The 13,273-nt window shown below is 71.1% G+C and carries 11 protein-coding genes; 10 read left to right on the top strand and 1 reads right to left on the bottom strand.

Features of this window, described 5'->3' with window-relative positions; genetic code table 11:
- Nucleotides 1-2 precede the first annotated feature (2 nt).
- Nucleotides 3-3,233: a GH92 family glycosyl hydrolase gene (locus OG439_RS47025; protein WP_326946802.1), complete on the bottom strand. Its 3,231-nt coding sequence runs from the start codon at nucleotides 3,231-3,233 to the stop codon at nucleotides 3-5.
- Nucleotides 3,234-3,538: 305 nt separating this feature from the next.
- Between OG439_RS47025 and OG439_RS47020 the strand changes: the two genes are divergently transcribed.
- From OG439_RS47020 to OG439_RS46975, 10 genes are all read left to right on the top strand, one after another.
- Nucleotides 3,539-4,522 (top strand): LacI family DNA-binding transcriptional regulator, encoded by a 984-nt coding sequence (locus tag OG439_RS47020; RefSeq protein ID WP_247064021.1) that lies wholly within the window; start codon nucleotides 3,539-3,541, stop codon nucleotides 4,520-4,522.
- Entirely contained in the window at nucleotides 4,519-5,556 is a 1,038-nt protein-coding gene (locus OG439_RS47015; RefSeq protein WP_326946800.1) for a class I mannose-6-phosphate isomerase, read from the top strand. The genes OG439_RS47020 and OG439_RS47015 overlap by 4 nt, the downstream gene beginning before the upstream one ends.
- Nucleotides 5,553-6,317 (top strand): ATP-binding cassette domain-containing protein, encoded by a 765-nt coding sequence (locus OG439_RS47010; protein ID WP_326946799.1) that lies wholly within the window; start codon nucleotides 5,553-5,555, stop codon nucleotides 6,315-6,317. Before OG439_RS47015 ends, OG439_RS47010 begins: the two co-directional genes overlap by 4 nt.
- Nucleotides 6,314-7,357 (top strand): ABC transporter permease, encoded by a 1,044-nt coding sequence (locus OG439_RS47005; RefSeq protein WP_247061721.1) that lies wholly within the window; start codon nucleotides 6,314-6,316, stop codon nucleotides 7,355-7,357. The genes OG439_RS47010 and OG439_RS47005 overlap by 4 nt, the downstream gene beginning before the upstream one ends.
- Nucleotides 7,358-7,407: 50 nt before the next feature.
- Nucleotides 7,408-8,406, top strand: a complete 999-nt coding sequence (locus OG439_RS47000) for an ABC transporter substrate-binding protein (RefSeq protein WP_326946798.1) — start codon at nucleotides 7,408-7,410, stop codon at nucleotides 8,404-8,406.
- Between the two features lie 195 nt (nucleotides 8,407-8,601).
- Entirely contained in the window at nucleotides 8,602-9,294 is a 693-nt protein-coding gene (locus OG439_RS46995; protein WP_326946797.1) for a hypothetical protein, read from the top strand.
- 57 nt (nucleotides 9,295-9,351) lie between these two features.
- Nucleotides 9,352-10,407: a sensor histidine kinase gene (locus tag OG439_RS46990; RefSeq protein WP_326946796.1), complete on the top strand. Its 1,056-nt coding sequence runs from the start codon at nucleotides 9,352-9,354 to the stop codon at nucleotides 10,405-10,407.
- Nucleotides 10,404-11,159 carry a LytR/AlgR family response regulator transcription factor gene (locus tag OG439_RS46985; RefSeq protein WP_326946795.1) on the top strand — a complete coding sequence of 252 codons (756 nt, stop codon included), beginning with the start codon at nucleotides 10,404-10,406 and terminating at the stop codon, nucleotides 11,157-11,159. The genes OG439_RS46990 and OG439_RS46985 overlap by 4 nt, the downstream gene beginning before the upstream one ends.
- Nucleotides 11,156-11,503, top strand: coding sequence for a hypothetical protein (locus OG439_RS46980; RefSeq protein WP_247061711.1), 348 nt, complete (start codon nucleotides 11,156-11,158; stop codon nucleotides 11,501-11,503). Before OG439_RS46985 ends, OG439_RS46980 begins: the two co-directional genes overlap by 4 nt.
- Nucleotides 11,503-13,227 carry a sodium/solute symporter gene (locus OG439_RS46975; RefSeq protein WP_326946794.1) on the top strand — a complete coding sequence of 575 codons (1,725 nt, stop codon included), beginning with the start codon at nucleotides 11,503-11,505 and terminating at the stop codon, nucleotides 13,225-13,227. The genes OG439_RS46980 and OG439_RS46975 overlap by 1 nt, the downstream gene beginning before the upstream one ends.
- The last annotated feature ends 46 nt before the right edge of the window (nucleotides 13,228-13,273 follow it).

Here is a 13,273-nt window from a genome sequence, read left to right as displayed (position 1 = left end):
TGCTAACCGACGGCGATGGCGAAGACGTGCAGCACGCCGCCGCTGACGTTCGACGGCAGCGTCACGCTGGCCACCGTCTTGCCCGCGTCGAGGGTGATCGGGTTCGTGCCGAACACCATCGTGCGGATCTGCTGCGGGTCAGTGCCCGAAGCGTTGCGGTACGGCGTGGACAGCACGATCCGGTTGCCGAACGACGGCTGCGCGCCGCCACCGCCGAGCGTCCAGTCGGACGTCCCGATCGTGGCGGTCGACTTGCTGCCATCGGTGTAGGTGATGGTCAGCGTGCCCTGCGCGTTGCCGTTCGAGCCGGCGCCGAGCAGCGCGAGCCGGGTGCCCGTGCCGGTGACGTTGACCGTCTGACCGTTCGCGACCGCGTTGTCGGGGTCGCCGGCCGGGAACGACGGCCAGGTGAACTTGATGCCGTCACTGGTCACCGTGCCACCCGGGGTGGCGCCGGCCGCGGCCAGCGCGTCGGCCGAGTAGCTCCAGCCGCCGCCGTCGAAGTTGGCCGCCGACGAGTCGGAGTCCGGCGAGATGCCCGCGTTGTCGACCGTGGCCAGCCAGCTGTTCGGCTGCGCGACCAGCACCGTGAGCACCGCTTGCGTCGAAGCCACACCCGGCGCCGAGAACGTCACCGGGATGCGACGCGCACCGTCGGCCAGCCCCGCCGGCACCGAGACCGTCAGGTCGGCGTGCGCCTTGCCGCCCGCCGGGACGGCGATGCTGCCCGTCGCCGGCGTCAGCGTGATCCCGTCGACGCTGCCCGCGGTGTAGGTCCAGGTCCGGGCCGTGCCGGAGAGGTCCTGGACGCCGACCGACGCCTTCGACGTCGAGCCCGCCGGCGTCACCGCGCGCGACGGGTCCACAAAGGACAGGCTCGGCTTCTCCTGCTCGCGGAACGACGGCGGCGCGTCGGCCGCGGCGCTGCCCCACGAGGTGGCCGTGGCGGAGCGGGTGTAGTCGAGCGTGCCACCGCTGGAGATGAGCGCCTCCGGCAGCCACGCCTTCGACGACGCGCCGCCGTTGACCTTCAGGCTGCCCACGTAGTCGCCGGTGCCCGGCGCGTTGACGGTGATCTTCTTGCCCGCGCCGGTGGTGAGCACGGCGTGCTCGAAGCGCGGGGTGACGAGCAGCGTCTCGGCGCGGCCCGGGATCTCCGGGTAGATGCCGAGCGCGGACCAGACGTACCAGGCCGACATCTGGCCGAGGTCGTCGTTGCCGATCAGGCCCTCGGGACGCGGGTTGTACAGCTCGTCCATCGAGCGGTGCACGATCGCCTGGGTCTTGGCCGGGGCGCCGGTGTAGGAGTAGACGTACGGCGCGTTGGAGTTCGGCTCGTTGCCCATGAAGGCGTACGGCTCCTGCGTGCCCGCGTTCAGCTTCGTGAAGAAGGTGTCCAACCGGGACTGCGTCGCCGCCGGGCCGCCGAACGCCGTCACGACGCCGCCGAGGTCGTAGGGCACCATCCACTCGTACTGCGCGCCGTTGCCCTCGACCCAGCCCTGCGAGCTGGCGGGGTCGTAGGTGCCGGCGAACGAGCCGTCCGCGTTGCGCGGCTGCAGGTGACCGGTGCCCGGGTTGTAGAGGTTCTGCCAGTTCTGCGCGCGCTTCATGAACGTCGTGTACGTCGCGCTGTCCCCGAGCCGCTTCGCGAACTCGGCGATGGAGAAGTCGGCGCTGGTGTACTCGAGCGTGTCCGCGCCGGCGCCCGGCACGTAACCGAGCTTCTGGTAGTCGTCGAGGCCCGGCCGCTCGGTGTAACCCTGCGTCGGCTGGGTGGCGCCCTTGATCATGAGCAGCAACGCCTTCTGGGCGTCGAAGTCACGCGCGCCGAACGCGTACGCGCTGGACACGATGATGTGGTACGGGTCGCCGTTCATCACGCCGGTGTAGTCGTTGGCCACCGTCCAGCGGTCCCACGACCCGCCCTGCTCGGCGTAGGCCATCATCGACCGGACGATGTCCGAGGTCTCCTTCGGGTCGATCGTCGCCAGGAGGGGGGCCTCCGAGCGGTAGATGTCCCAGCCGGAGAAGTTCGTGTACATCGCGTGGCCCTTGTCGGCCTTGTGGATCCGCCCGTCGAAGCCCGGGTACTGGCCGTCCACGTCGGAGAAGACGTTCGGCTGGATCAGCGAGTGGTACAGCGAGGTGTAGAACGTCGTCAGGTCGGCGTCCGAGCCACCGGTGACGGCGATCTTGCCGAGCTGGTCGTTCCACGCCTTGCGCGCGGACGCGGCCACGGTGTCGAACGACTTCTTCGTGTTCTCGGCCTTGAGGTTGGCCTTCGCGCCGTCGACGGACACAAAGGACAGTCCGACCTGGACGTTCACCTGCGCGCCGTTGAGGTTGGCGAAGGTGACGTACCCGCCGCTGCCCGGGCCGGACACGGTGGTGTCCTGCTGCTTGGCCTTGGCCGGACGCGCGATCGAGGCGTCGACGCCGTTGGGCTGCGCGACCTTCGCCTTGGCGCCACCGGTTTCGGCGGACTTGCCCGGCGTCACGGCGCCGTTCTTCCAGGTGCCGATCGACTCGAACGGCGTGTCGAACTTGGCCGAGAAGTAGACGCGGTAGCTGTTCTGCGCACCGCAGAAGCGGCCGCTCGTCGCCCACCCGCTGATGGTGTCCTTGCCGAGGGTGATCGACGCGTCGTCGGTGCCGTTGACCGAGCCGGACGTGTTCACCAGCAGCGTCGAGGACGCGCCGGCCGGGTAGGTCAGCCGCGCCGAGCCGGTGCGCTGGGTCGCGCTCAGCTCGACCTTCGCGCCGCTGTCGAGGGTGACGTCGTAGGCGCCCGCCGTCGCGTGTTCGTTGGCGTGCGAGAACTTCGACGTGTAGTGCGCGGGGTCGGTCGCCGGGGACGTCGAGACCTCGCCGACGAACGGGATGAACGGGATGTCCTGGTAGGTCGAGCAGCCCGCGCCCGAAAGGTGCGTCAGGCTGAAGCCGTTCAGGGCGTTGTCGTCGTAGAAGTACCCGCCGGGCTGGGACTTCACCGTGTCCGGGCTCCACTGGACCATGCCGAACGGCGCGACCGCACCGGGGAACGTGTTGCCGGCACCGCCACCGGTGCCGTGGTCCTCGCCGCCGGGCCGGGTGCCGACGAACGGGTTGACCCACTTCGCGAAATCAGTCGCCTGAGCCGCGGCAACGGGCATCGCGGGGGCCACCGCGGCCACTACTGCCAAGCTCAGGAAGGTTAAACCGGCTCTCCAGCGCGCTCGCGCCATCGCCATCGCCTCTCCACCACATCAGCGCGACCAGAGGGTGAATGACAACCTTGTCGCGCGCTCGGTCGAACCGGGCCACCTTGGGCAGCGGCTCACGAGACAGTCAAGGGTGCTGTCAACACCTGTCCACTTCCGGACAAGCTGATCAGCCGTCTGACCTACAACTTCCGTAGTCGAATCGGCACAATCCGCGCCCAAGGCGTTGACAAGCACCGGGACCTTGGCGTTCAATCCCGTGCACTATGACAACGTTGTCTCCACCCGGCCGGGACCGGGACGGCAGCACGCGCACCGCGAGCCGCCGGGCCACGATGAGCGATGTGGCCAGGCTGGCGGGCGTGTCCATCAAGACCGTCTCGCGCGTGGTCAACGACGAACCGGCGGTGCACCCGGACACCGCCGAGCGGGTCATGGCGGCCATCGAGCAGCTGGGTTTCCGGCGCAACCTCGGCGCGCGCAACCTGCGCCGCGGGTCGACCACCGGGACCATCGGGCTGATCGTCGAGGACGTCGGCAACCCCTTCTACTCCGAGCTGAACCGCGCGGTGGAACGCATCGCGACGTCGTTCGGCCGGCAGGTGCTCACCGGCTCGTCCGAGGAGAACTCCGACCGCGAGCGCGAGCTCGTGCTGGAGTTCTGCGCGCGGCGGGTGGACGGCATCCTCGTCGTCCCGGCCGGCCTGCAGCACGGGTACCTGGTGCCGGAGATGCGCGCGGGCACGCCCGTGGTGTTCATCGACCGCCCGGCGGGCGACATCGTCGCCGACACCGTGCTCGTCGACAACCTCGGCGGCACCATCGAAGCCGTCACGCACCTGGCGAAGCACGGCCACCGGCGGATCGCGTTCCTCGGCGACAGCCCGGACATCTTCACCGCGGCCGAGCGCCTGCGCGGGTTCCGCGAAGGCTGCGTGCGCAACGGGATCTCCTACGACGAGTCGCTGGTCTCCATGCGCACGCCGACCCAGGAGGGCGTCGGCGACGCCGTCAAGCGGCTGCTGCACGGGCCCGACGCCGCCACCGCGGTGATCGCGGGCAACAACCGGGTCGCCGTCCACCTGCTGCGGGCCCTGGCCCACGCCGAGTACCGCCCGGCGATGGTCGGCTTCGACGACTTCGAGCTGGCGGACCTGCTCGACCCGCCCGTCACCGTGATCGCGCACGACGTCAGCGCACTGGGCCACGCCGCGGCCGAGCTGCTCTTCGCCCGTGTCCAAGGAGATCAGTCCCCGCCGAGAAAGGTCGTCCTGCCCGTGCATCTCGTCGCCCGTGGTTCCGGTGAGGTCGCCCCGTGACCCTCGAACCGATCCGGCTTCCGGCCAACCAGCCGCCGCAGTTCTACCGCGGGGGCGACGCCATCGCGGCGTTGCGCGGCGCCTCGCCCGACAAGAAGTTCGGCCCGGAGGACTGGGTCGCCTCGGTCAGCACCATGTTCGGCCAGGAGACCAACGGCCTGACCCGGCTCCCGAACGGCGCCTGGCTGCGCGACGCCGTCGAGGCCGACGCCCCGGCGTGGCTCGGCGCCAAGCACGTCGAGGTGCTCGGGACGTCGACCGGGCTGCTGGTCAAGCTGCTCGACGCGGGCCAGCGGCTGCCGGTGCACTTCCACCCGTCCGACGCGTTCGCGAAGCAGCACTTCGACTCGCACTTCGGCAAGACCGAGGCGTGGATCGTGGTCGGCACCTACGGCGACGACCCGCGCGTCTACCCCGGCTTCAAGGAGACGCTCACGAAGGACACCGTGTCCGAGTGGACGCGGGAGCAGGACGTGCCGTCGATGCTGGGGGCGCTGAACAGCGTCCCGGTGACCGCGGGCGACACCGTCTACATCCCCTCCGGCCTGCCGCACGCGATCGGCGAGGGCGTGTTCGTCGTCGAGCTGCAGCAGCCGACGGACTTCTCGCTGACCATCGAGTGGCGTGACTTCCTCGCTTCGCCGGAGAAGGGCCACCTCGGCCTCGGCTTCGACACCGCGATCCAGGCGCTGGACACGTCCGGCTGGGACGCCGAGCGCCTCGAGACCATCATCAAGCGGACCGCGGGCGACACCGCGGCCACCGTCGATCTGCTGGCCGCCGGATCGGAGCGGTTCTTCCAAGCGGAACAGCTTCGCACGACCGAAGTGACAACGTTGTCACTCGACCCGTCGTTCGCGGTGCTGGTCGTCCTCGACGGCGCGGGCACCCTGCGCACCGAGCACGGCGGCGAGCACGCGCTGGCGAAGGGCGACACCTACGTGGTCCCGTTCGACGCGGGCCAGACCGAGCTGGCCGGCACCGCGACGGTGATCCGCTGCCGCCCGCCGGCCCTCGAAGGGCGGACCGGATGAGCGAAATCCTGCTGGACGCGGTCGACCTGACCAAGCACTACGGGTCGGTCGAGGCGCTGCGCGGGGCGTCGTTCCAGGCCCGCGCGGGCGAGGTGACGGCGCTGATCGGCGACAACGGCGCCGGCAAGTCCACCCTGGTCAAGTGCCTCTCCGGCGCGGAGCAGCCGACGTCGGGGAAGATCCTCCTGGACGGCGCGGAGGCGCACTTCGACTCCCCCACGACGGCCCGGCGCCTCGGCATCGAGACCGTCTACCAGGACCTGGCCGTCGCTCCCGAGCTGGATCCGGCCGCGAACCTGTTCCTGGGCCGGGAAATCCACCGCAAGGGGATCCTCGGCAAGCTCGGCATGCTGGACAAGGCCGAGATGCGCCGCCGGGCGATCGAGGAGTTCCAGCGGCTCGGCGTGACGCTGCAGAGCACCGACGTCCCGATCGGCTCGCTGTCCGGCGGGCAGCGCCAGAGCGTCGCGGTGGCGCGGTCGGTCGTCTGGGCGTCGAAGGTCGTGTTCATGGACGAGCCGACGGCCGCGCTGGGTGTCGTGCAGCGCGAGCGCGTGCTCGACGTCATCAAGAAGGTGCGCGACAAGGGCATCGCCGTCGTGCTGATCAGCCACAACATGCCCGAGGTGCTGTCGGTCGCCGACCGCGTCGAGGTGCTCCGGCTCGGCAAGCGGGTGGCCCGGTTCACCGGGTCCGACACCAAGCTGGAAGACCTCGTCGCCGCGATGACCGGCGCCCTCGTGCAGGAGGAGGCGGCGTGAGCGCCCCGGCCCCGGAAATCCAGTCCACTGTGGAGGAAGGCTTCGGCAAGCGCCCCTTGGGGAAGCGCCTCGTCGGTGCCAACACCTTCTGGATCGCGCTGGTGCTGGTGGCGCTGATCATCGTGTTCAGCGTGCTCGCGCCGGACGCGTTCCCGACGGTGTACAACTTCCAGCTGCTGCTCATCGAGACGGCCGTGCTGCTGGTGCTCTCGGTCGGCATGACGTTCGTGATCATCACCTCGGGCATCGACCTGTCGGTGGGCTCGGTGCTCATCTTCGCGGGCATGGTCGGCGGCAAGACGATGGAAGCCATGTCCGGCGGTGACGCCGGCGGCGCGGGCTGGGGCGTGATCGTCGTCGGGCTGGTCGTCGCCATCCTGGCCGGGACGGTGTGGGGCCTGGTCAACGGCTTCCTCATCGCGGTCGCGGGCATCCCGCCGCTGATCGTCACCCTCGGCACGATGGGCGCGGCACTCGGCGCGTCCCTGCTCATCAACAACGGCAGCGACGTGCGCACGGTCCCGGTGGTGCTCAACAAGCAGCTCGGCTACGGCACGTCGTTCGGCGTCGTGCCGAACCTGGTGCTGATCGCCGTGGTGATCACGCTGATCGGCGCGTGGCTGCTGCACACCACGAAGTTCGGCCGCTACACCTTCGCCATCGGCTCCAACGCCGAAGGCGCGCGGCGCGCGGGCATCGGCGTCACCGCGCACCTGATGAAGGTCTACACGCTGACCGGCGTGCTGGCCGGGCTCGCCGGGTTCCTGTCGCTGGCCTACTACAACTCGACCACCATCACCGGGCACACCAGCGACAACCTCAACGCCATCGCGGCGACGGTGATGGGCGGGACGAGCCTCTTCGGCGGCGTCGGCTCGGTGCTCGGCACCGTGATCGGTGTGTTCATCCCGGCGGTCCTGAAGAAGGGCTTCAACATCACCGGCGTCCCGGACTTCTGGCAGATGATCGCGGTCGGCGCCGTGCTGATCGCGGCCGTCTGGTTCGACCAGCGGCGCCGCCGCCAGCGCAACTCCCGCTGACCCCGCTCCCGAGACTCCCGAGTTCCCCCGAGTACAAAGAGGTGCTTCCGATGAACTTGACCAAGACGCTCGTCGCGGCCGGGGCGCTGGCGTCCGCCGCCGCGCTGCTCACCGCGTGCGGTTCCGGCACGGTGGGCGACACCGGCGGGGGCAGCAGCCAGGCCAACTCGGCCAACGCCAAGAAGCTGGCGCTGATCCCGGGCGTGCAGGCCGAGCCGTTCTACATCTCGCTGCAGTGCGGCGCGCAGGCCGAAGCCAAGAAGCTCGGCTACGAGCTGACCACGCAGGCGCCCCAGAAGTTCGACGCGCCCCTGCAGACCCAGCTCGTCAACGCGCTCGGCGCCAACCCGCCGGCCGCGCTGCTCATCGCGCCGACCGACGACACGGCGATGCTCGCGCCGATCCAGCAGGTCAAGGCGCGCGGCACGAAGATCGTCGAGGTCGACACCTCGCTCAAGGACACCAGCGTGGCCGAGTCGTCCGTCTCATCGGACAACGCCGCGGGCGGCAAGCTCGCCGCGCAGACCATGGTCAAGCTGGCCGCCGGCAAGAGCGGTTCGGTGCTGGTGCTCGACACGATCGCCGGGACGTCGACGACGGCCGCCCGCGTCAAGGGCTTCGAAGAGGAGCTGAAGAACACGCCGGCCCTGAAGTCCATCGGCGTCCAGTTCACCCAGAACGAGCCCGACCAGGCCGCGTCCAAGGTGACGGCCGCGCTGGCCGCCAACCCGGACCTGATCGGCGTCTTCGCGACCAACCTCAACACCGGTGAAGGCGCGGCGACCGGCCTCCGCAACTCCGGCAAGGTCGGCGCGGTCAACCTGATCGGCTTCGACGCCAGCCCGTCCGAGGTCGAGGGCCTCAAGAGCGGCCAGTACCAGGCCCTGATCGCCCAGGACCCGGCGTCGATCGGCACGCAGGGGGTCGACCAGGCCGTCGCGGCGCTCGAGGGCAAGCCGGTGACGCGGAACCTGACCGCGCAGCTGCACTCGATCACCAAGGACGACATGGACGCCAACTCTCAGTACTTCTACAAGCAAAGCTGCTGATCCCTTCCGGTCCGTCAGAGGCCCCGTGAGAGGTGTGCGCACCACTCACAGGGCCTCTGAGCTGGGCTTTCCCTCCCTGCCGGTCACCGTGGTGGGGGAACCGTTCACCGCATGACCCATTCCCCCGGACGGCCGACTTCCGTCACACTGGCTGCACATGCATCAGCACATGCATGTGTCGCCGGGAGGGGTGCGATGAACTACGAACGGCCGGCTGTGCACCGGACGATCTTCGCGGTGGACGTGGAGGGGTACGGCGACCCGCGCCGGACCACGCCGCACCGCTTGGCCCTGCGCGAGGGCCTCTACCGGGCGCTGCGCCGGGCCTTCGACGACGCCGGTGTCCCGTGGGCGGGCTGCCGGACCGAGGACTGCGGCGACGGCGTCTTCGTTCTGGCCCCGCCGGAGATCCCCAAGGGGCCGTTCGTCGAGTACCTGCCCAACGCGCTCGCCGTGGCGCTGCACCGCCACAACCGGACCCACCACGCCGAGGCGCGGATCCGGCTCCGGATGGCGCTGCACGCAGGCGAGGTCGCCTACGACGACAACGGCGTCACGGCGCCGGCGATCAACCACTCGTTCCGGCTCCTGGAGGCGCCTCCGTTGAAGAAGGCCCTCCGGACGTCGCGGGGCGTGCTCGCGCTGATCACGTCGGCCTGGTTCTACGAGGAGGTCGTCCGGCACAGCGACGACCTCGACCCGACGACGTTCCGCCCGGTGCGGGTGGCGGTGAAGGAGACGCGCACGACGGGCTGGATCTCGCTGCCGGACCGGCCCTTCCCGAGCCGCCTGGCCGAGGTACCGGCCCCCGCGAGCGGCGAATACAGCACGTGGCGCCGCTTCCGGCGGCACGCCAAGGTGCTCGCCGACCAGGACGAGAGCCTCTAGCCGACGGACCGCACCGTAGGATCTACTGCCCTGGACACCGTCGCCGAGGGGAGCCCGATGACCGCGCTGCACCTGCGGGCGGCGTCCCGTGCCGATCCGCTGCCGGTGCTCGCCGCGGCCCGCCGGATCACCGACGACCTGCGCGACGGCCTCTCCGGCACCCGCGCCCGCCGCGCCGCGCACGGCCTGCGGCGGCTGTTCGGCTTCCCCGGCGTCGGCCTCACCGACCTGTCCGGCGTGCTGCTCTGGTCGGGCCGTCCCGGTCCGGACGACGTCGTCGCGACGGTGCTGGACGGCGTCCTGCACAGCGAGGAACCGGGCTCCGCCGACGACGTCCTCGTGCTGCCGCTGCACGCCCACGACGAGCTCGCCGGGGCGCTGCTGGTCGTCGGCGACGTCCGGGACTCCGTCGCCGGCCAGGCCGCGGACCTCGTCATCCGGGCGCTGGAACGCGGCCGGCTCGAAGCGTCCGCCGAACAGGCCGCGCAGGCCGAGCTGCGCGCACTGCGGGCCGAGATGTCGCCGCACTTCGTCTACAACGCGCTCACCGTCATCGCGTCGCTGGTGCGCTCGGATCCCGACCGCGCGCGCGATCTGATGCTCGACTTCGCCGACTACACGCGCTACAGCCTGGCCCGGCACGGCGAGTACACCGTGGTCGCCGAGGAGTTCCGCGCGATCGAGACGTACCTGGCGCTGCAGCGGGCGGTGCTGGGCGAGCGGCTGCGCGTCCAGGTGCGGGTCGCGCCGGAGATCCTCGCCGTCGCCGTCCCGTACCTCGTGCTGGAACCGTTGGTGGAGAACGCGATCCGGCACGGCATCGAGCCGCGCCCCGAGGCCGGGCTGGTCCAGGTGCACGGCCAGGCGGAAGGGAACGACTGCGTGATCTTCGTCGAGGACGACGGGGTCGGCATGGATCCGAAGCGGGCCGCGGACCTGCTCGCCGGGCGCGTCGGCGAGGACGACCCGGCCGGTCTTGGATTGGCCAATGTGGACAGACGGCTGCGGGACGTCTACGGCGCCTGGTACGGCCTCACCGTGGAAACCGAGGTCGGGGCGGGCACCCGGGTGATCGTCCGGGTGCCGCTGTTCCAGCCGGGGGTGCTGCCGTGACGAGCCTGCGCGTGCTCGCCGTCGACGACCTGCCGCCCGCGTTGGACGAACTCTGCCGGATGCTGCGCGAAGCGCCCGAAGTCGGCGAAGTCGTCGGCGCGAGTGACGCGCTGAAGGCGTTGAAGCTGCTTCAGGCCGACCGGTTCGACGCGGTGTTCCTCGACATCTCGATGCCCGGTCTCGACGGGCTCGAACTGGCGTCGCTGCTGGCGAAGCTGAGCGAGCCGCCGGTGATCGTGTTCGTCACGGCGCACGACGGCCACGCCGTCACCGCGTACGGCATCGGCGCGGTCGACTATCTGCTCAAGCCGGTCCGGGCCGAACGGCTGGCCGCCGCGCTGGCGAAGGTCGGCCGGATGGCGACGCCGTCTTCGCGCTCGACGCCGGACGCGATGGCCGCACTGCCGGTGGAGTCCGGCGGCCGCACCCGCTACGTCCGCCGCGACGACGTCCTGTTCGTGGAGGCGCACGGCGACTACGTCCGGCTGCACACGCGCGGCGGCGTGCACCTGGTGCGGATGCCGATCTCGCGGCTCGAGGAGTACTGGGAGGGCACCGGGTTCAGCCGGGTGCACCGCGGGTTCCTGCTCGCCGTCGGCGCGGTGCTGGAGCTGCGCAGCGACAGCGCGGGCGGGCTGCTCGCGCACACCGAGGCGGGCGACGTCCCGGTCAGCCGGCGGCACGCCCGCGACCTGCGGGACAGGCTGCTCGAAGCCGCCCAGCGCGGCCGGCTCGGGCCGGGCGCGCGATGAGCAGGATCCGGCGGGTGGCCGTGACCAGCCCGCAGACGCGCCTCGCCCACGCCCGCCGTCGCTCACGCGGCCGCTGGCGGGTCCCGCGCTTGCCACCGGCGGAGACCCAGCGCGCGACCGCGCTGTACCGCGCGCAACGCCGGCACGGCCTGCCCGCGCTGGTGCTGATGTTCGCGTTGCTGCTGGGCCTGCCGGGCGTGTTCGCGATCTTCCCCGGCCTGGATTCGGTGCGGCTGCTGGGGATCCCGCTGTCCTGGCTGATGATCGCGGTCCTGCCGTATCCGTCGATGGCGCTGCTGGCGCGCTGGCAGCTGCGTCGCGCCGAGCGCATCGAGGACGAGTAGTGGGCGTCGCGCTCGCCGTCGCACCGGTCGTGCTCATGACGCTGCTGATCGGCGTCCGCGGGGTCGCCGCGATGCGCACGACGTCGGACTTCCTGGTGGCGTCCCGGCGGATCTCACCGCTGGTCAACTCGGCCGCGGTGTCGGGTGAGTACCTGTCGGCGGCGTCGTTCCTCGGCGTCGCCGGGCTCGTCGTCAAGGACGGCATCGGCGCGCTCTGGTACCCGGTCGGCTTCACCGCCGGCTACATCGCGATGCTCGTGCTGGTCGCCGCGCCGATGCGGCGCTCGGGCGCGCTGACCGTGCCCGACTTCGCCGAGGCCCGGCTCAACTCCCCCGCCCTGCGCCGCCTCGCCGCGGTGGTGGTGCTGGTGATCGGCACGATCTACGTCGTCCCGCAGTTCCGCACCGCCGGTCTCGTGCTGACGGCGGTGGGCGGCACGCCGTACTGGGTCGGCGTCGTGCTGGCCGGCGCCGCGGTCAGCGTCACGCTCGCTTTGGGCGGGATGCGCGCGGCGACGTACGTCCAGGCGTTCCAGTTCGTGCTCAAGCTGCTGCTGTTCCTGATCCCGGCCATCTGGCTGGTGCTGCAGGCGGGCGCGGTGAACCGGGCCGACGCGCTGAACCCCGTCGAGTTCACCCACTTCACCCGCGAGACGCCGGTGAAGTTCGAGGTCGACGTCACCATGGTGATCCGCGAACCGACCGCCGCCGAGCGCAACGGCGTCGCGGAAACCTTGCCGCCGGGCGAGTTCACCGCGCACAGCCAGGACGTCGTCGTGTTCGGCGAAGGCACAGCGGTGCCCGCGGTCCGCGGCGGCGCGCCGCTGGGCGGCCCGGACTGGCGGCGCCCGCTGCTCGACCTCGGCGACCAGGGTTACCCGCTGCTGGGCACGTGGTCCGTGCTCATCGCGACCATGCTCGGCACGATGGGCCTGCCGCACGTGCTCATGCGCTTCCACACCAGCCCGGACGGCCGCGCCGCGCGCCGCACCGCCGCGATCACCGTGGCCCTGCTGGGGATCTTCTACCTCTTCCCCGGCATCTACGGCGTCCTCGGCCGCGTCCTGGTCCCCGGGCTGTACCTCTCCGGCGCGACCGACACCGTCGTCGTCGCCCTGCCGTACCAAGTGGACAGTGGCTGGGCCGGCGGGTTCTTCACGGCGTTGCTGACCGCGGGCGCGTTCGCCGCGTTCCTGGCGACGTCGCTCGGGCTGCTGCTGGTGATGTCCGGGGCGCTCGCCCACGACCTCGTGCCGGGCGGGCTGCGCCGGCTGCGGTTCGCCGTGTTCGGCGTCGCCGGCGTGATGGTGCTGCTGGCCCTGCGCTCGGCCGAGCTGGACGCCGGGGTGCTCGTCACGTGGGGCTTCACCGTCGCCGCGTCGACGTTCTGCCCGCTGCTCGTGCTCGGCATCTGGTGGCCGCGGCTGACCGCGGCGGGCGGCATCGCCGGCGTGCTGACCGGGCTGCTCGCGTCGTCCGGCTCGATCCTGTTCGCCCTCGCCGGCCCGCAGCTGCACGGCTGGGTGGCGATCCTGGTGCAGCAACCGGCACCCTGGTCGGTACCGCTGGCGTTCGGCGTAATGGCGTTGGTCTCCCTGCGCGGCCGGCCCCCGCTCTGGGCGACGTCCGCGATGCTCCGCCTGCACTTGGACGAACCCCGTTCGGCCAGGCCGCGCGACCGTTCGTCAACCGTTCGTCGTCTCGCGAGGCTGTTGAGCCGCTGATTCTTCACGCGGGCCTTACTCCTCCCTACGGTGACGCGGACCACAT

Source organism: Amycolatopsis sp. NBC_01307, from assembly GCF_035975215.1.
Classification (GTDB): Bacteria; Actinomycetota; Actinomycetes; order Mycobacteriales; family Pseudonocardiaceae; genus Amycolatopsis.
The sequence above is the reverse complement of the archived record's forward strand: the minus strand, read 5'-3'. Positions and strand labels throughout refer to the sequence as shown.